Here is a 19445-nt window from a genome sequence, read left to right on the forward strand (position 1 = left end):
AGCTCACTCCTGCCTTTAACGGTAAATTATCTTATCTGAATGGAAACCTTTTGTGTGCATTGTACTTATACCGTTACTTCTAAAAGAACATGCAATTGTGCCAAAAAAATGCCTTATCCGTGCTGTGTTATAAGGAATCGAATTAGCGCATAATAAACAACCAGAAAACGGCCGCTAATATAAATCGATAGATAGCGAAATGGGTCAATCTAATTTTTTGAATCAATTTCATAAATACGATTACCACAAGATAAGCTACAACAAAAGAGATAAGGAAGCCGATTACAAAATACCCGATAGTCTCACTAGTAAAATAGGTGTACGAATCAAGCAGTTCGTAGCCTGAAGCTGCACACATAATAGGGATTGCAATCAGGAAGGAAAAATCCGCCGAGGCCCTATAGCTGACGCCGCTCAACATACCACCTGAAATGGTAGAGCCTGAACGGGAGAAACCAGGCCATAATACCGAAATAATCTGATAGAGACCAATCGCCAACGCCTGTCCGTAAGACAAATCGTCTAGTTCATGGGCAGTGATGCGGATTTTGCGTTTATTAACCCACTCTGCAACAATCATCAGAATCCCGCCGGCTACCAGTGCCCACAGCACGGTGGTAGCCCCGAAAAGGCCTTTGATAAAGTCACGGGCAAAGAATGCAACTCCAAGTGCGGGAGCGATTCCCAAAAAGATGTGGAGCAGATTCAGACGGGCTCGCGGCATTACCCCGCCTCTTTCCGAAGGACTACGGCCTAATCCGAATAAACTTAAGACACGTTGACGATAGACTAGAGCAATAGCGAGAATAGCTCCTAATTGAATCACGATTTCAAATGTTTTCATAATCGGTTCTTGTTCAGCGAAGCCTAATAGATTCGCCGTAAGAATCATATGTCCAGTAGAAGAGACGGGAATGAATTCGGTAATACCTTCGACTATAGCTAAGATTATGGCTGTAATTGTATCCATAAAATCCTCCTGATCCGTATATATCTATTAAACGCTAACTTTTTTGAATATTATTTGAAGACTCTTGGATCCCAGCGAACCTCGGCGCATTCATCCAGGCTGCCTGGCCGTCCGAGCTCTATTCGCAGCAAGTCTCTTAGAAAATATGGAAGCATAAACACAGTATCCTTGCCATTAGCGATACTTTCATACCCCATTTTGAAAGTGAACATATCCAGAGTTCCGACACTATACTCGCGTTCATCCTCCAAGGGCTCATTTTCGACAAAAATTGCAATACCGTTATCATAAGGCATGCTCTGTGGATTATACAAGATTTTTAATCCGTCTACCGCTAGAGTTCCGAGTTGTTCTCCCCGAAAGCCATAGCCGTATATAACTTTACTCTGGAAGACGTCTGTCAGGCTCTGCTCCAAAGCCATTCGAATATCCCTTCCTGACAACATCATCACACAAGAGTTAATTGGCGAAGGGCAAAGGGCATGCAGAAGCCCTGTTGAAATCTCTCCTTTAGGTAGGGAACCGAGAAGCTGGCCTGTGTTCACCAAAGAGATTTGACTTCCTGTAAATTGCCGCACCGCCTGAGCCAGCAAATTACCAAAAGGAGATTCTCCATTCTGGTTAAGAGGCAGCTCACGATCTGTAATCGCTACCGTCTCCCGCAGGGCCTCCTGCCCTCGCGCCAAATGAGTCGCAATCACAGGTAGGATTAGATCCTCTGTGAGTATAGGGTTGACGGGAATGCATTCCCCGCTCACCAGTTCAAAGCCTTCTCCTTCTTGACCTCGTTCGAATATAAGCTTGCCTACATAACGTCCAAACTTTCCTGCCCCACATACAGCTGTACCGTTGATTATCAGCGGCTGCTCAAGCATGTGGTGGGTGTGTCCGCCAAGGATTGCATGAACACCCTCCAATTTCTCAGCGAGATGTTTATCCGCGGGAAGCCCAAGGTGGGAAAGCACAATTAACACATCCACTTGCGGAGCCAAAATAAGACACTGTTCCCGAAGAGCTTCCTCAGGGTCTGTAACTTCCCATCCTAGTAATGAATAAAAGGAGGTAAAGGCTACTGTAGCTCCCGTGATTCCAATTCTTATGCCGTCCTTCTCCACGATGGTATGACGTTTCATCCAGAGCGGAGGAACACCTGTAGAACTGTCAACAAAATTACAGCATACCACTGGACACTGCAGGCCTGAAAAAACAGCCTCTAATATATCCGCAGAAAAGGTAAGACCTTCGTTATTGCCTATGGTTACAGCATCATATCCGCATAGGTTTATAACATCGATATTAGCCTGGCCCATAGTGCCTTCTGTCTCAACAGCTGCCCTATCCATATGATCCCCTATATCTACCAGCAGGACCGGATCCTCGCTGAGAACCCTCTGCTCAGTTATCACAGCAGCCACTGGGCTCATCATTTCAAAGTGGCTATGTATATCATTGGTGTGCATGATCGTCAGTCTTTGCGGCGCGGCCCTCATTTGTCATATCCCTCCCACCTGTTAAGCCACACCATAAAGCGGCAGCAAGTACTAATATCTTCTTAGCCAAGCATAACATTTTCAAGCTCATTATGGTATATTAGAGTCATTATAAAATAGCCCAGAGGTGAATAAGTATGCATATTACGATCCGTTTATTTGCTGGTCTGGCAGAGGTTATGGGTACGTCTTCCCTCTCTTTCAATGTCGAAGAGACGTCTATAACTGCTGGAAGACTGAAAGAACTTCTATCCGCCTCCTATCCGGATGCGGCATCTCAAATTTCTGTATCTCTAGTTGCCATTGACCACGAATATGCTCCCGAAGATTCTGATATTCCGGAAAAAGCTGAAATTGCCCTTATTCCCCCCGTTTCTGGAGGAGAAGCTTCCTCTATATACGAAAGTTCACCTGACGGACTCTATGAGGTAACGAATCAGGTGCTTTTAGCCGAAGATATACTTAATAAAGTGCTGGACACCAATCATGGAGCATCGCTGCTTTTTGTGGGTACAACCCGTGAAATGACCGGAGAGCAACATACAACAGCTCTTTTTTATGAAGCATACATACCCATGGCAATCTCCAAACTTCAGGAAATCGGCAAGGAGGTTCAAGAACGTTGGAACGCCCGTTGCGCAATAACGCACCGACTGGGTCTCGTTGGTCTTAAGGAGGCCAGTGTGATCATCGCAGTTTCCTCTCCCCATCGGGATACTTGTTATGAAGCCAGCCGATATGCGATCGAAAAGCTGAAGCAAATGGTACCGATTTGGAAGCAGGACATCAATGAAAAAGGGCATATCTGGAAAGGGTTTGAGGGTCAAACTGAAGGCTCTTCCAAGATGGAACCGTGACTTCTTAATCATTGAAAATATACCTATTTATTGCTATGCTAAAAAAAATTGAATCAGAAGGTGGCCTAGGCCTTGAGAGTGCATGTCACTGATCTTAAAAATGGTGATTTTCTGAGAGAAGATGCCTTTAGCTCCAGAGGAATTCACGTATTATCCAAAGGAACACAGCTTCGTATCGAGGAAATATCCAAGCTTATGCAACATGGTGTGGATTATGTCGATATTGAAGCCCGGGATGAGGTTCTTATTACCTCAAGTAAACCTCAGACCATTCAGAAATTGACTAAAAATTTCGACCAAATGATTGATGGCTTTGAATCTCTTTATTTAGAGGCATTGGCCAAAGGCAGTTTTAACAAAACGATGGTTGATGATGTACTTCAGCCTATGCTGGGATCTCTGGACAAACAAAAGGACGTAGTTACTCTACTGCTTTTGTTGGACCGTGACGATAACTACACTTATAATCACTCTCTCCAAGTGGGCATGCTTTCTTATTATATTTCTTCTTGGCTAGGTTATACCAAGAAAGAGAGCTATGAGATCAGCCGAGCTGGATATTTGATTGATATTGGTAAGTGTCAGGTTTCCTCAGAACTGCTGAATAAGCCGGGAAAGCTTACAACTGCTGAATTTGATGAAGTAAAGCGTCACACTACATACGGTTATGAGATCATTAGAAATTCTATGGACGACCACAACACTGCTCTGGTTGCCCTTCAGCATCATGAACGCGAGGACGGCTCAGGTTATCCCGACAGATTGACGAAATCGGAAATTAACCCTTATGCTCAGATTGCAGCTATTGCAGACGTATACAGTGCTATGACTACCCCACGGATTTACCAGTCTAAGCAAGAACTAATTAGCGTCCTACGCGAAATACATAACCTCAGCTTTGGCAAGCTGAATGCTAGATCAGTACATGCCTTTATTCAACATCTTATGCCTAATTTTATTGGGAAACGTGTATTAATAAGTACCGGAGACATGGGAGTCATTATTATGAACAATCCTACAGATGTATTCCGTCCATTGATTCAAATTGGCAACCTCTTCTGTGATCTGTCTCGGGAACGCCACATATCGATTGTTGAGATATACATGGAATAGTCATGTTAGCGATTACAACCCCCCGGCGCCTTGGCTCCGAGGGGTTTTGTATAATCATTTGGTAGATGGCTGGCTATTTATAAAAGGCCGGTAGATACGCTTTGTTTTTCTCGAGCATCTCATTCATCAATGTCTTAGCTACGGATACCGACGGTACAAGCGGATGATGTACCAACGCTTGCAATACCAAACCCCTGTCTCCTTGTATAGCTGCGTCAATGGTCAAACGTTCATAGGTTTTAACCGCATGAATTAGCCCTTTTACATGTTCAGGTATCCTGCTAACCGGCAGAGGAATGGGTCCATTCCCTGTCACAAGACAATTTACTTCAATGCAGGCGTTTGAAGGTAGAAAATCTAGAATGTTACCATTCCTAACATTCAACGTTTGAATATCACGTTTGTCGTTGTATAACGAATCCATCACGTTAACGGCTGCTTCGGAATAGTAAGCCCCGCCGCGCTGCTCAAGCTGTTTGGGTTTTTCCTGCAGCTTGAGATCTTTGTATAGCTCAAACAACTCCTCTTCTACCCGTTTCACAACCTCAGCACGGGTACCACCACTCTTGACGGCTTCCAGTTGTTCCTGAAGCATCACATCAGTCATGTAGAAATACTTCAAATAGTAGGATGGCAAGGCACCCAGGGATTGAAGAAACTCCGGATCCCATTCACTGGGCGGAACATTCTTGGCTGCATACTCCTCACGTTGATCCAACAGCTCCAGTAATTTATCTTGGCCGTTTACAAGCACCTGAGTAACCCAGTGCAGATGGTTCAATCCGACGAACTCAGTATAGATGTTAGCTGCAGGCGTCTCATATTTCTGAGTAAGCCATTTTTGTAGGCCGATTGGTGCATTACATAACCCTATACTTTTTACCTTGGAATAGTTATGAATCGCTTCCGTAACCATACCCGCTGGATTGGTGAAATTGAGCAGCCAAGCATCCGGACTTAGCGCTTCTATATCTCTACATATATCCAGTAACGCAGGAATGGTCCTTAGTGCCTTCATCATTCCGCCTGGGCCGGTTGTTTCCTGCCCTATGACGCCATGCTGATTCGGAATATGTTCGTCCCATTTTCTGGCTTCGAGCAGCCCGACACGCATCTGTGTAGAAATAAAGTGGGCGCCTTCTATCGCCTTCTTACGGTCAAGTGTAAGATGAACTTGTATCGGCAGACCCGATTTCTCAATCATCCTTTTAGCTAAGTTGCCCACGATCTCGAGCTTATGCCGTCCTTCCTCAATATCCACCAACCATAATTCCTTAATTGGAAGCCGATCATATCTCAACAGGAAGCCTTCCACAATTTCCGGTGTATAAGAGGAACCTCCGCCAATAACCGCTACCTTTAGCCCATCCTTCAACTGCCTCACCCTCTTTTCTCTAGATTAATGGTCTGAAACTCCTTAATGATCTTGAGCCTCTTGTAAGCGTCCTGAGATAAGGTTCCTCCGGCTGCCTCCATTGCCATCCACACAGCACCGATCACTGGCTCTATGCCCAGCTTAACTATACGAGCTTCTGGAGCTATTGTTTGCACGGCATTTTCAATATGGGAAGGAATGATATCACTTTGGCCCCGCGTGACTATACTGCCTGCCAGCACCACGTCAAAGACTTCCTTCTCCATCCCGAGTCGATTGATAACGGCGCAAGCAGACTTAGCGAGTTCTTGTCCTTGATGCCTCAAAATCTCCCGAGCAACAGAATCACCCAAATTAGCCGCCTCAAATACCAATCGAGCCGTATCTATCGGGGGTATTTTGTTATGATCTAGATAATCATTGAACATGGCACATACGTTTTCGTAGTTCAAATATGAAAGCAAAAGTTCGGTGAGAAGCGTAGGCTGTTCTCTTCCATCCCAAGCACGTATCACAGAACGAAAGACCTCTTCCGCTAAGGAACCGCCGCCGCCGAAATCGCCAAAAAGATAAGAAAAACCGCCACATTGATAAAATTCACCCTGTGGATTCTTCCCAGCACTGTTTGTTCCGCTGCCGCAGATCAACACTACACCATGAGGTCTTGAAGTTCCTGCTCTCAGGGCAATCATTGTATCGCATACCACTTCGTGACGGGGAACGCCAAGCTCGTTAATCAGAGGGCGTAAAATGTTATAGTCTGTTTCTCTGTCCGCCCCAGCCAATCCAAAAACAGCATATTCAATTTCATAAGGCTCAAGACCGGCCTGAACCAATGCTTCAGCCACCGCAGTAGTGATATTATGTTTGGCTATGTCGTAACCGGTCTGATAATTTCCATTTCCGCCTATCCCCACCCCTAGCGCCCTTCCGCTCTGATCCGTGACCAACGCGTAGGTTTTACTGCCCCCTGCATCTACGCCTAAATAATACTTCATAGGTACCACTCCGCTCCAAACAAATTGTCTTATCCATTCACTCTCGCCGTTGATTGGCGGATGATCAACTCCGGTTCGAACTGGAATGCACGCTTTGCTTCCGGTCTCGATGATTCAAGAATCCAGCTCAGCAGGAGTTCCACTCCATGCCGTCCAATCTTCTCCGCCGGTTGGCGGATTGTTGTAAGCTTTGGGTGTAACTGTGAAGCAATAAGCTGATCATCATAGCCAACCACCGAAATATCCTGCGGAACCCGAACACCCGCGTTTTGCAAAGCATTTATTACTCCAAGGGCTATATGATCATCCGCTGCAAAAATTGCTGTTGGAAGATTGTCCGACTGTAACCATTTCGATGCAATATCATAACCCGAGGAAACCGTAAACTCACCGCGTTCAATACAAAAGGGCTCTAACCCAGATTCTTCGAGCGCCGACCGAAATCCAATTTCTCTTTCCCTACTACTAAGAAAAGGATCTGGGCCGCTAATATGGGCAATTCTCTGATGTCCCAAATCGATTAAATGTCTGGCTGCATCGTATCCGCCTTTTCTGTTATGTACGATTACTGATGGAACTAAGGGATTATCCAGCTGATTATCCAGCATAACAAACGGAATTTTCTTCTTTTCCAATTCACGAACGTACATTTCCTCATGAAGTGGGGAAAGTAAAATCAGTCCATCCACCCGATCCTCCTGAAATAAGGGATTATGTATAGCCTCTGCATCCGGTGAATGAACAGAAATGGCCAGAAAATAGCCCTGCTCGGTCAACCGGTCATTCACTTCCTTGACTACACGATCTAGAAAGGAGTCGTCAAGCGTGGTTACGGTTAACCCGATGATCCCTGTCCGTCCAAGAGCCAAACTGCGTGCGGCGGCATTGGGCTGATAATTCAAATCTTTCATGGCTTGAAGCACTTTATCTCTGTTATTTGCACGGACGGTTGTTGAATGATTGAGTACTCTCGAAACAGTTACAACGGAAAGCCCGGACTTCTTAGCCACATCAAAAATATTAACTTTCAAGTGAGTTAATCCCTCCTTTTAAAAGTATAAGCGCTTTAACTTTTGATTAGATTATAGTACACGACCCTGACGAATACAACCTTTTTAATATGACCCTGTTTTGATTTTTCAGGTTCTGGCTACACTTATTAAGGAGGAATTCTTCAAGATTTCTCTAATTCTAGTAAAAGGAGCAGTGAATAATGCTTCCTGTTCATGAACGCCTCGCTGAACTGTATACACTCAGTCGGAAACGCCCGCTTACACACGCCGAAGACGCTGAACTGCAGCAATGCCTGCAGGCTAACGCCAAATACTGTTGGGAGATGGCGTGCTTGAATAATGCGGCTTTGCTCGCTGCAGCAGTAAATGATACCTTATGGCTGCAAGATACCACTGCTTTGATGAATGAGCTTCGATTTACAGGCAGGACTGCCAAACGCAATTAAGGATACAGATTAACATAAAAAACCCGAAAGATAGTCACCAGAAACTGTGGCTATCCTTCAGGTTTTTGTTATTCACCCTACAAAAACCGGAACTGAGCTTCAATGAGGCCGTTATACACCCCGTCACGCGCAGTCAGTTCACGATGCGTTCCTTCTTCCTTGATTTCCCCGTGATCCAGTACAACGATTTTATCCGCATGTCTAATGGTTGAGAGACGGTGGGCTACTATGAATGAAGTACGGCCCCGCAGCAGAATTTTAAGTGCATCCTGAATCTTAAGCTCAGTCTCCGTATCGATACTTGCTGTAGCTTCGTCCAAAATAAGGATTCGCGGATCTGCTAGAAGCGCCCTTGCGAAGGATAACAGCTGGCGCTGACCCATGGATAGGGCGCTCCCCCGTTCTTCAACCTCGGTCTCATAACCCCGTGGCAGCTTCATGATAAATTCGTGTGCATCTACCGCCTTGGCTGCATCTTCCACTTCTGAGTCGCTGGCATTAAGCCGTCCAAAGCGAATATTATCTCTGATCGTTCCTGAGAAAATGAAGGTGTCTTGAAGTACAATTCCGATCTGCTCACGCAGGCTTTGCAGAGTAACATCGCGGATATCTTTCCCGTCAATGGTCACTTGGCCGTGGGTGATATCATAGAATCGGCCAATCAAATTGATGATTGTACTTTTACCTGAGCCTGTATGCCCAACAAGGGCGATCGATTGCCCCGCTTTGACATCCAGATCGATTCCCTTCAGGGCAGCTCTGCCTTTCTCATATTCAAAAATAACTTTGTTAAATTGTATATCTCCTTTAATCTTAGGAAGCGGCTTCGCATCCGGCTTATCTTGAACCATGGGTTCCTCATCCAAATACTCAAAGATACGTTCGGACGAGGCCATAGCCACCAACAGCTGATTGTACATTTGTCCGAGACGGTTAATGGGATCCCAGAAATTGCTCACATAGGTACTAAAAGCAACAAGTGCCCCGATGGTAAGCTCCCCCGACTGAATCAAGTAGGCCCCCAGCCAGAAGAGGATCATAGTACCCAGCCCACCTGTTATTTCAATAATCGGTCCAAAACCCTGATTCATAGCGGAAGCTTTATTCCAGGCCTTACGGCTGTCCGTGTTCATAGCGTCAAAATAATTCATATTTTCCTGCTCTTGTGTATAAGCTTGAGTTACCCGGATACCCTGGATAGATTCGTTCAAATGGGAATTAATCCGTGAATTCTTTAATCGAACATCCTGCCAGGCAATACGGATTTTCTGCCGCAGCTTAGTCGATATCAGGAACATTATTGGTACAGTAACCATCACTGCCAGTCCTAGCTTCCAGTTAATTAGCAGTAGGATAATCATAATACCAAGCAGTTGAACACAGTCGATCATCAAATTCACGACACCGTTAGTGAACAAATCCTGCAGAGAGTTAATATCATTGGTAACGCGTACAAGTATCGATCCAGCAGGTCTTTTGTCAAAAAAATTGAATGAGAGCTTCTGAATATGCTTAAATAAATCCCCGCGCAAATCATAAATAACCCTTTGTCCAATTACGTTCGTATACTTAATCCGGTACACACCCGCAATCCATTGCACCATATACAACACAATTACGCAGCCGGTCAGAATATATAATAGCGTCAGACTTGGATTCCCATTCTTTGGAGCAATAGCACGATCAATCGCAAGACTCGTTAAAAAAGGAACCGTGAGCTTGGTGATTGTCCCCAGTATCATCATAATTATGACCAGTGGCAGCATTTGCTTCGCATAAGGCCTCATATAACCAAACAGTCTTGTGAACTGCTTCCAGTCAAAGGCTTTATCCATTTGGTCATCATCCTTATACACGAACCGCTCTTCAAGAGTCTTATTCTCTTTAGCCTTGTCCGAGCTTGTTAAGCTGGCCTGATGGGCTTCAAGTTTCATAGTAGTAAATCACTCCCCTTCTGTTCCAGTGTCTCTGGCCAGATAATCTGCGTACTGGATCCGATAGACATCCTGATAAGGACCCGGTATCCGGATAAGTTCATTGTGTGTTCCTTGTTGTATCACACGACCCTCTTCTAACACAATGATCTGATCCGCATGACGGAGTGAAGATATCCGGTGTGCGATAATCAGGGTTGTGCGGTCGCGCATGACCTCTTGGAAACCTGCCTGAATCTCATGTTCTGTTTCCATATCTACTGCGCTTGTGGCATCATCAAGGATAAGAATCCGGGGATTCTTCAAAAGTGCTCTCGCGATAGCGATACGCTGTTTTTGTCCGCCCGACAAGCCCATTCCCCGCTCTCCTACAACCGTATCATAGCCGTGAGGCATTTCCATGATGAACTCATGTGCTTTTGCCAGCTGGGCGGCCCGGATAATCTCCTCTATCGTCACATTCTTAAGACCATAGGATATATTGTTACGGATGGAGGAAGAGAATAGGAAGGTCTCCTGAAATACAGTAGCAATCTGCGAGCGCAGACTGTGAACACTGTATTCTCTGATATCAACACCATCCAGCTTTATGCTTCCTGAGTTTACGTCGTAGGCACGCATCATCAGCTGCGTAACCGTCGACTTGCCTGAACCGGTACCTCCTAGGAATCCTATGACCGAACCCGGTGCAGCTTCAAAATGTATATCTGTTACTGCAGGCAATTTATTCCCGTAAGCAAAAGTAACATGATCAAAAACTACATGTCCTTGCACCGTAGAGGATTCTAGCTCGCGTGCGCTTTCCTTATCCTCCACGTCAATTCTCTGGTTAAGCACCTCAAGTACCCGTTCACCGGAAGCCTTGGACTGTGTATAGTTATTAATATGAAAGCCCAGCCCCCATATCGGTCCAATAATGTACCAGATTAAGCTGAAAAAGGCCACTAATTCCCCGAGCGACATTTTATCATGAATGACAAGTGTACCTCCGACTCCCAGCAGAATCGCTATACTAACCGAGGCCAGAAGCTCCATCACCGGAAAAAACTTACTCCACAGCTCCGCAGCAAAAATCTGATTATTCTTGTAACGTTCATTTCGATGGGAGAATTTCTCTACTTCATAATCTTCGCGGGCAAATGACTTCACCGTCCGCACACCCGTTACATTCTCCTGAACCGCCGTAGTTAAGGCGCTCAGCGCCATACGCATCTCCTGAAAGGCCGGATGAATTTTGGATTCAAACCGTAAAGCTACCCCAGCCAGAAAAGGCATTGTAATTAAAGTGACCAATGTAAGCTGCCAGTTAAGTGTGAACATCATGATAGACCCAAAAGCCACCATAAAAAAGACGTTAAGAAGTTGCGCAAATCCAAAGCCGATAAATAAGCGAATGGCTTCCAGATCCCCAGTCAGCCGGGACATCAAATCCCCCGTTTTAGCCGTATCATAATAACGAAAAGACAGAAACTGCAGCTTCTCATAACAGGCATTGCGCAGCCGGTATGCAAGGAAATTCCCCAGTCTGCCTCCAAAGAATCCATGTGTGAACTGTAAACAGGCTTTAATGAAGATTACCCCGAGTACACTGAGAGCCAAGAACGGAACCTCTGTAAAGTTGCGGGGAATAATGACATCATCGATGAGCTTTCTTAATAAATTGGGGATGATTAATCCCACTGCTGTTGCGGCAGCCAAGCATAATATCGAAAGAATCAAAAAATGTAGCTTCTCCCGGTAAAAGCCCCGCAGTTGCCTGAGAACTTCCATCTCTCTCCTCCTTAAAGCTTTACGAATTAAAAATTTGGTTTCGTAAGCATCGCTTTTTTAGCGCTTCCATTTTAGTGACTTTAAGCAGTTTATCATCCATAATTTAATGCGGCAAAGGGGAGAATTGATCATTTTTCCCTTTATTGCCGACAAATCAGCGTTCTTAGTAAGGTAAACGGATGCCCATATCTTCAAATGCTTCTAATTACTCGCAAATGCTTTTGAATTAACAATGGACTTAATCCAACTATGGATTACTTCAATCACCACTACCCTGAATAAGGGTTTTCTACATAATATTTCAATAATTTAGCGGAGGAAGTAACGGTATATTTTTATGTGCCAAGCAATTTACTTGAAACGTGAGAATAAACATCAATATTCAAACTATAGACGGGGATGGTATGTATAAGGATTTGCTGATGGATACTGCTACAGAAGAACTGGCCCAAGGAGAAATGCTGGCCACCATGATTGCAAGATTGCTCGACAATGCACCCTTGGAACTCAAGGTATACGATTGCCAGCGGGAACCTGCTTGCAGATTTCAGAGCTAATCTGAATGCAGAATCCCAAGGAAGGCTTCAAGTCGCCAGACTCTATAAAATGACTTGTGACAGAGGCGTAAGAGATATGCTCTCTTGGCTACTCGCACGTGACACCATGCATCAGAATCAATGGATAGCCGCCATTCGGGATTTAGAATCAAAAGAAGGGGTTGTTGTCCCTTCAACCTTCCCACGGGAATGCGAGAAGCAGGATGTGTCACATGTTCTCTTCAATTTCTCACGGGGTGAGGAAAGCGCTAAAGGCCCGTGGGCCCATAGACGGAGTCCAGACGGTGCGACCTTCCAATATGTCTCACAGCCACAGCCTCTGGCACCGGAGCCCCACTTGCCACCAGCTCCACCTTACTTTTATGACGCTCCACCCCAAGTTTTGCGTTTTGTCAACTCTCCTACCCAACCTCCTATGTAAAATATAAATACACCATCAAAGGATCTCCTCTTGGTGGTGTGTTTTTTGTTATGCCTACTTTAATTCTTAAAATAGTTCACCAACCCATCGCCCGGTGCATAAATAAATACATAGAACTTCAAAAGAAAATTTGATATTAGGTGATCAATCAAAGATTGCTATTCGTTCATAGGAGAGTGTGGAGCAAATGAAGAATGATAAATTGAAGCCGGGACAAAGGGTGCAGATCTCCAAAGGGCATAAGAGCGGATTAGGTGGAAGACAGGGTACAGTGGTAGCACTTGGCATGCAAGAAGAACAGAGCAAGGCCCAGATTTCGGTTGCAGGTAGCAAAGAACCGATGAAAGTCTTCATTGAGCTTGACTCGTTGGAGGAATTGAAGTCCGACACACTGCCCCCTGGATGGTTAGAGTTCTATATATAACCAAACAAAACAAAGGGAGGTCCCGCGCGAGCCATCAAAATGGCTGCCGTGGGACCTCCCTTACTTATGTTGAAGATTATAAACTGGACTTATGCTAAGGTCTATATAAATGGTTATGCAAAGAGGTCTACTGCACAAAAAGGCCTTTTATGGTGTAGCTCAGCAATTGGTTAAAGACGAGGACACGGGTTTTGTACATCTGAAACCGAGTTTACGCGCTAAGGTACGTACGAGGAACTAGACAAGATCTGGGTTGCTACGCAATTCAGTATTCACAGAGTTTATAGGGTTACTCCTTGGGCGGCTCTGCTATGTCCAAAGAACCGCAGTCTGCGATTTAGGCTTCTCTAGTGAGAGAAGAGTCCTCTATATAATATCCAAAGAAAACCATGACTCATTCAACCCACGAGAGTTTCCTAATATTAACGGGTTCTCATGACCTGCAATATATAACTGTTGAAGGTCTAGTTCGAACTTAATCTCATTAAGGACACTTTTTAAACCAGGAACCCACAACAAGGTATCTTGGCGGATGTAGTTCAAAACCAATTCATAACTACGCTCAAACTTTTCAATATTTGGGCTATTATCTTTTCTCAGTACTGTGCGTACCCTATCTGCTAATTCCATGTAATCAGCATCAATATGCTCTTGTTTATTAATAACTGCTGGTTTTAATTTTGACCATGCGTATGCTCCACCAGCTACTACTTCTTCCGACCCTTCTACATATTCAATGCATGAATCATCATTAATAAAAGCATTAATCCGATCCTCTAAGCCTTTGAATGCTTGAACGAGCGTTAATAATTTCCTCAAAAAAGAAACCCCCTAATGAATAGCTTACCTGCTTTATAATTGCCTCAGTTAGCCATCACACTATTTTGTGATTCCAGTATATCGCATTTTGAAACATAAATAAATTATATAAATTTCACCTAAAGTCAGAATTCTATAATCATAATTGGTTTGAAGAATCGACGAAAGGGTATTATACATTAGTACATATGAAGGAGTTGTTCATTCATGCACGAGACAGAGATCAACTCGATTTTAAATACCAATGATTCCTTACGATTTCATCTGATCAGTGGTGAGAATTATATCGGTAGATTTGATAGAGACGAGCCGACCGGATATATAAGATTAGTTGGCTTGAGCATATCATTCCCGATTTGGTCGATTAAATGCGTCCAGTCAATTCCTATAAAATACACCGTCAGTCATACTGTTCAAAACCCCATTTTATAGATATTGAAAAAAGACTCTAGGCTATAAGCTGCTTCCGGCACTCTACCGGAGGCAGCTTATTTAGTTTATGTTGCGGACGATGTTTGTTGTTAAAGTGGATGTATTCCTCAATTCTCCTTTGTGAGTCGTTCATACTTCGGATATCATATAGCATCTGCTATCTTTCAGGGCCGTTTATGAATTATCAGGAAGAGTACGCAGAGCAGCCCACGCTTTGTGTCATGACCATGAATACCATTTTTTTGAAGCTGGGACAAATAAAAAATACGTGTCCGAGTGCCTTGGACACAAGAGTGTCAAGATCATTGCGGACACGTATCTATTACTGAAAAAATTGGAGATAATGCTCTTACACTCTACGAAAACTACGTAAAATAAGCAAACCGAACAAAAACCGGACAAAGCCATCTTCGAGCACCGAAAAACACATTTAAATCATGTTAACCGATCGAACCTTCCATCTCGAACTTGATGAGACGGTTCATCTCTACCGCATATTCCATCGGCAGCTCTTTGGTGAAGGGTTCAATGAAGCCCATTACGATCATTTGCGTTGCTTCGGCTTCTGTAAGACCACGGCTCATGAGATAGAACAGCTGCTCCTCGGAAACCTTGGAGACCGTCGCTTCATGTTCCAGTGTAATGTTATCGTTCATGATCTCATTATAAGGAATCGTATCCGAAGTGGACTGGTTATCCATAATGAGGGTATCGCATTTAATGTTTGATTTTGCTCCATCAGCTTGACGGCCGAAGGAAGCGAGACCCCGGTAAGTTACCTTACCGCCATGTTTACTGATCGACTTCGAGATAATTGTAGAAGTCGTGTCCGGAGCCAAGTGAATCATCTTGGCGCCTGCATCCTGATGCTGGCCTTTGCCGGCTACGGCAATAGAAAGCACAGAACCTTTGGCTCCGCGGCCCTTGAGCACTACCGCAGGGTATTTCATGGTCAGCTTGGAACCGATGTTGCCGTCAACCCATTCCATTGTGGCGTTTTCTTCTGCAACCGCACGTTTGGTAACGAGGTTGTAGATGTTTGGTGCCCAGTTCTGAATGGTGGTATAACGAACGCGTGCATTTTTCATACACAGGATTTCTACTACTGCGCTATGCAGGGAATTCGTGCTGTAGATTGGTGCTGTACAACCCTCTACGTAATGTACGAAGCTGTCCTCATCGGCCAAAATCAGAGTACGCTCGAATTGTCCCATGTTCTCGGAGTTAATACGGAAGTAAGCTTGCAAAGGCACTTCGCATTTCACACCTTTTGGAACATAGATGAAGCTTCCGCCTGACCATACAGCGCTATTCAATGCGGCAAATTTATTATCAGTCGGAGGGATAATCGTTCCGAAAAACTTTCTGAAAAGTTCCGGATGATCGCGCAGTGCACTATCGGTGTCTGTAAAGATAACCCCTTGATCTTCAAGGTTCTTTTGCATGCTGTGGTATACAACCTCGGACTCGTATTGAGCCGAGACACCAGCAAGGAACTTCTGCTCCGCTTCCGGAATACCAAGCTTATCAAAAGTCTCTTTAATTTCAGAAGGGACTTCCTCCCATGTCTTTCCTTGTTTCTCGGATGGTCTTACATAATATTGAATATCCTCGAAATCCAGATCATCCATGTTGCCGCCCCATGTAGGCATCGGCATCTTGCGGAATTGTTCCAGTGATTTCAGGCGGAAATCAAGCATCCACTGGGGTTCATTCTTGATTGCTGAGATTTCTTTAACAATTTCGGCCGTCAATCCTTTACCAGACTGGAATATCGACTTGTGCTCATCCCGGAACCCGTACTGGTATTCCTCCATATCAGGCGCTTTCTTAGCCATGGTGTCAGCCTCCTTGTTTCTTCTGTTATTTTGAGTAGCTGTTATTTGTGCTGCTCTTCTTCGTCTATTCCTTTGCGAAGCGCGTTCCATCCAAGTGTTGCACATTTGATCCGAGCCGGAAATTTATTAACACCGGAAAGGGCTTCAATATCCTCATAGTCACCAAAATCTACGGCATCACCCTTCATTAGGCAGGAAAACCGGTCCGCCAAGTCAAGAGCACGCTCTACAGTTTGGCCTTTTACTGCCTCGGTCATCATAGAGGCCGATGACATGCTAATCGAACAGCCTTCACCATTGTAACGTGCATCCTTGACGATTCCGTCCTCCACCTTAAGCTGAAGCGTAATGCGGTCGCCGCAGGTTGGGTTATTCAGTTCGATCTTCATGGCTTCATCATCAAATGAGCCGCGATTCCGGGGATTTTTATAATGATCCATAATTACGCGTCTATACAAATCATCCAAGTTCATCGGCGAAATACTCCTTTGTCTTGAGTAAGGCACTGACCAGCCGATCAACATCTTCTTCGGTGTTATAGAGATAGAAGCTGGCCCGAGCCGTTGAGCTCACTTCCAGCCAACGCATCAGCGGCTGGCAGCAGTGATGACCGGCACGAATAGCAATACCCTCCGCATCCAGTACCGTTGCAACATCATGCGGGTGGACATCACCCAGATTAAAGGTTACAACGCCAACTTTGCGTTTAAGAGGTCCATAAATCGTCAGCCCGTTAATTTCTGACAGACGTTGCTCGGCATAAGCAGCAAGTTCAGTCTCATGGTGGTGAATCTCGTCCAATCCAATCTCTTGAAGGAAATCAATCGCTGCACCTAGTCCAACGGCGCCGGCAATTATCGGTGTGCCTCCCTCGAACTTCCAAGGGAGCTCCTTCCAGGTCGATTCATAGAGGCCAACATCATCAATCATCTCGCCGCCGAACTCTACAGGATCCATTGCTTCCAGAAGCGATCTCTTGCCATACAGAGCACCTATGCCGGTAGGAGCAAGCATTTTGTGTCCGGATAATGCATAGAAATCGCAATCCAGTGCTTGCACATCCACTTTCATATGGGGTGTGCTTTGAGCCCCGTCCACTACGATTACCGCACCATGACGATGGGCAATGGCAGCTAGCTCTTTAATAGGATGTGTAACACCCATTACGTTGGATACATAAGCGATAGCAACGATCTTGGTCTTATCCGTAATCGTCTTCTCCGCATCCTCTAGCGTAATGGTTCCATCCGGTTGAAGCGGTATATATTTCAAAGTGGCGCCAGTTCTCTTAGCTAACTGCTGCCAGGGAATAAGATTGCTGTGATGCTCCATTTGGGTAAGGACAATCTCGTCGCCTTCCCCCACCGCTGATGGCCCGTAAGAGCTGGCTACAATATTCAGCGCGGTTGTAGTCCCGCGAGTGAAAATAATTTCTTTTGTACTGCGGGCATTAATAAACTTAGCGAGTTTCTCTCTGGCACCCTCGTAAGCATCCGTCGCCCGGCTGCCCAAGGTGTGGACACCGCGATGCACATTGGCGTTGTCCCACTCATAGTATTTCTTGACGGCCTCTATGACCTGGCGAGGTTTCTGTGAGGTCGCTGCGCTGTCCAGATATACCAGTGGATGGCCGTTTATATTTTGATTCAGTATGGGAAAATGCTCCCGAATGTTGCTGATCATTGGCCTAACTTCCTTTCCACCAGAGATTGGAGCTGATTACGCAGTCCCTCCAGTGGAATTTGCGACACAACAGGAGCCAGAAAGCCATATATGATCAGTGTTTCCGCTTCATGTCGGGAAATTCCGCGGGACATTAGGTAATAGACCTGTTCGTAATTGACCTGTCCTACGGAAGCGGCATGGCCTGCTGTAACATCATCTTCGTCAATAAGGAGAATCGGGTTCGCATCCCCACGGGCTTTTGGACTCAGCATAAGTACTTTTTCGGTCTGCTGTCCATCCGCTCTGGTAGCACCCTTCTCAATCTTCGTGATCCCGTTGATAATCGATGTAGCTGCATCACGCATAACCGCACGGGTAATCATGTTACTTGGTGTGTTTTTGCCGAAATGCTGTGCTTGAGTCGTGTAGTTAAGCTTTTGAGAGCCTGAGCCAACGGCAATAACCTTAGCATTAGATGTGGAGCCGTTACCTTTAAGTATCGACTTGGTATCACTCGCTGTATTCCCGTAGTTCATCTCACCGATAATCCAATCAATCGCTCCATCGTTCTCCACGACTGCACGGCGGTAAGTCACGTCTGTTGTGTCCTCACCGAGCTGATGAACCGATGCATAACGAACTTTGGCACCTGCACCTACAAAGACTTCTACCGCACCATTGTGCAGACCCGCTTCGGTTTTGTCTGAAACGTAGTTATCCACGTAAGTCACCGAGCTGTTAGTATCTGCAACGATAAGGATATGAGGCACGAATGAAGCTTCTGCATCGTCTGTCAAAAGCACGGCCTGCAGCGGTGTACTTACGACAACATTCTTAGGAACATAGAGGAATACTCCACCATTCCATAGTGCAGCGTGAAGAGCTGCTAGGGAGTGCTCGTCAGGCTTTACAGCCTTATGCAGATAACGCTGCACTAAATCCCCATGTTCTCTAACCGCAGTCTGCAAATCCGTAAAAATAACACCTTGTTCAGCCAGCTCAGGAGCGAGTCGTGTAAAGACTACACCGGAGTTGCGGTGAATAATCAAGCTGCCTTCCTCTTGATCCTTAACCAGTGCGGTTATGGAAGAGGGGGCTTCATGAAGGGATGCAATCGGTTGGGTTTCTTTATAGTTTCCGTAATGATTCACATTCCAGCGATCAATCCGTGTTTTCTCTAATTTAGGCAGTGTCAATTCTGCTGCCAGTTCCAGTGCCTTCAAGCGGCTTTCTTTCAGCCAGCTCGGTTCACCGCAGCGTAGCGATAATTCGCTTAAGCGCTCAGCGTCCACTGGAAGAATGGTTTGCGTCGTCATAAATGGT

16 protein-coding genes and 1 pseudogene are annotated in these 19445 nt (G+C 45.2%); 5 read left to right on the top strand and 12 right to left on the bottom strand.

Annotation, left to right across the window (positions count from 1 at the left end; all coding sequences use genetic code 11):
• Nucleotides 1–142: 142 nt before the first annotated feature.
• Both PWYN_RS03095 and PWYN_RS03100 read right to left on the bottom strand, forming a co-directional pair.
• On the bottom strand, nucleotides 143–970 hold the full coding sequence (locus PWYN_RS03095) for an undecaprenyl-diphosphate phosphatase (RefSeq protein ID WP_036648421.1): 828 nt from the start codon (nucleotides 968–970) through the stop codon (nucleotides 143–145).
• A 50-nt stretch (nucleotides 971–1020) separates the two neighbouring features.
• Complete coding sequence (locus PWYN_RS03100; protein WP_036648424.1) at nucleotides 1021–2460, bottom strand: bifunctional metallophosphatase/5'-nucleotidase; 1440 nt, start codon at nucleotides 2458–2460, stop codon at nucleotides 1021–1023.
• 137 nt (nucleotides 2461–2597) lie between these two features.
• Between PWYN_RS03100 and PWYN_RS03105 the strand changes: the two genes are divergently transcribed.
• Both PWYN_RS03105 and PWYN_RS03110 read left to right on the top strand, forming a co-directional pair.
• Nucleotides 2598–3317: a molybdenum cofactor biosynthesis protein MoaE gene (locus tag PWYN_RS03105; RefSeq protein WP_036648427.1), complete on the top strand. Its 720-nt coding sequence runs from the start codon at nucleotides 2598–2600 to the stop codon at nucleotides 3315–3317.
• Between the two features lie 72 nt (nucleotides 3318–3389).
• On the top strand, nucleotides 3390–4430 hold the full coding sequence (locus PWYN_RS03110; protein WP_036648429.1) for an HD-GYP domain-containing protein: 1041 nt from the start codon (nucleotides 3390–3392) through the stop codon (nucleotides 4428–4430).
• Between the two features lie 73 nt (nucleotides 4431–4503).
• Here PWYN_RS03110 and PWYN_RS03115 read toward each other — a convergent pair whose 3' ends face one another.
• From PWYN_RS03115 to PWYN_RS03125, 3 genes are read right to left on the bottom strand one after another with little or no spacing between them, the layout of a single operon-like run.
• The gene (locus PWYN_RS03115) at nucleotides 4504–5805 is read right to left on the bottom strand and encodes a 6-phospho-beta-glucosidase (RefSeq protein WP_036648431.1); all 1302 of its coding nucleotides are present in this window, start codon (nucleotides 5803–5805) and stop codon (nucleotides 4504–4506) included.
• 5 nt (nucleotides 5806–5810) lie between these two features.
• Nucleotides 5811–6803 carry an N-acetylglucosamine kinase gene (locus PWYN_RS03120; RefSeq protein ID WP_036648433.1) on the bottom strand — a complete coding sequence of 331 codons (993 nt, stop codon included), beginning with the start codon at nucleotides 6801–6803 and terminating at the stop codon, nucleotides 5811–5813.
• A gap of 29 nt (nucleotides 6804–6832) precedes the next feature.
• Entirely contained in the window at nucleotides 6833–7834 is a 1002-nt protein-coding gene (locus PWYN_RS03125; RefSeq protein WP_036648434.1) for a LacI family DNA-binding transcriptional regulator, read from the bottom strand.
• Between the two features lie 182 nt (nucleotides 7835–8016).
• Between PWYN_RS03125 and PWYN_RS03130 the strand changes: the two genes are divergently transcribed.
• Complete coding sequence (locus PWYN_RS03130) at nucleotides 8017–8262, top strand: DUF7667 family protein (RefSeq protein WP_036648436.1); 246 nt, start codon at nucleotides 8017–8019, stop codon at nucleotides 8260–8262.
• A 77-nt stretch (nucleotides 8263–8339) separates the two neighbouring features.
• Here the strand turns inward: PWYN_RS03130 and PWYN_RS03135 are convergent, their stop codons facing one another.
• Complete coding sequence (locus PWYN_RS03135; protein ID WP_036648439.1) at nucleotides 8340–10196, bottom strand: ABC transporter ATP-binding protein; 1857 nt, start codon at nucleotides 10194–10196, stop codon at nucleotides 8340–8342.
• Nucleotides 10197–10205: 9 nt separating this feature from the next.
• Nucleotides 10206–11966, bottom strand: a complete 1761-nt coding sequence (locus PWYN_RS03140) for an ABC transporter ATP-binding protein (protein WP_036648448.1) — start codon at nucleotides 11964–11966, stop codon at nucleotides 10206–10208.
• Between the two features lie 404 nt (nucleotides 11967–12370).
• Here PWYN_RS03140 and PWYN_RS28500 point away from each other — a divergent pair.
• Nucleotides 12371–12944 (top strand): annotated as a pseudogene (locus tag PWYN_RS28500) (manganese catalase family protein).
• Nucleotides 12945–13131: 187 nt separating this feature from the next.
• Nucleotides 13132–13368 (top strand): hypothetical protein, encoded by a 237-nt coding sequence (locus PWYN_RS03150; protein ID WP_036648449.1) that lies wholly within the window; start codon nucleotides 13132–13134, stop codon nucleotides 13366–13368.
• A 366-nt stretch (nucleotides 13369–13734) separates the two neighbouring features.
• On the opposite strand, the gene PWYN_RS03155 is transcribed toward PWYN_RS03150, so the two are convergent.
• From PWYN_RS03155 to sufD, 5 genes are all read right to left on the bottom strand, one after another.
• Nucleotides 13735–14187 carry a hypothetical protein gene (locus tag PWYN_RS03155; RefSeq protein ID WP_036648450.1) on the bottom strand — a complete coding sequence of 151 codons (453 nt, stop codon included), beginning with the start codon at nucleotides 14185–14187 and terminating at the stop codon, nucleotides 13735–13737.
• 872 nt (nucleotides 14188–15059) lie between these two features.
• Nucleotides 15060–16457: a Fe-S cluster assembly protein SufB gene (gene sufB / locus PWYN_RS03160; RefSeq protein WP_036648451.1), complete on the bottom strand. Its 1398-nt coding sequence runs from the start codon at nucleotides 16455–16457 to the stop codon at nucleotides 15060–15062.
• 41 nt (nucleotides 16458–16498) lie between these two features.
• The gene (gene sufU, locus PWYN_RS03165; protein ID WP_036648452.1) at nucleotides 16499–16930 is read right to left on the bottom strand and encodes a Fe-S cluster assembly sulfur transfer protein SufU; all 432 of its coding nucleotides are present in this window, start codon (nucleotides 16928–16930) and stop codon (nucleotides 16499–16501) included.
• Nucleotides 16917–18140 carry a cysteine desulfurase gene (locus tag PWYN_RS03170; protein WP_036648454.1) on the bottom strand — a complete coding sequence of 408 codons (1224 nt, stop codon included), beginning with the start codon at nucleotides 18138–18140 and terminating at the stop codon, nucleotides 16917–16919. The genes sufU and PWYN_RS03170 overlap by 14 nt, the downstream gene beginning before the upstream one ends.
• Nucleotides 18137–19438: a Fe-S cluster assembly protein SufD gene (gene sufD / locus PWYN_RS03175; RefSeq protein ID WP_036648460.1), complete on the bottom strand. Its 1302-nt coding sequence runs from the start codon at nucleotides 19436–19438 to the stop codon at nucleotides 18137–18139. The genes PWYN_RS03170 and sufD overlap by 4 nt, the downstream gene beginning before the upstream one ends.
• Between the last annotated feature and the right edge of the window lie 7 nt (nucleotides 19439–19445).

Origin of the sequence: Paenibacillus wynnii (genome assembly GCF_000757885.1) — a bacterium.
GTDB lineage: Bacteria > Bacillota > Bacilli > Paenibacillales > Paenibacillaceae > Paenibacillus_AQ > Paenibacillus_AQ wynnii.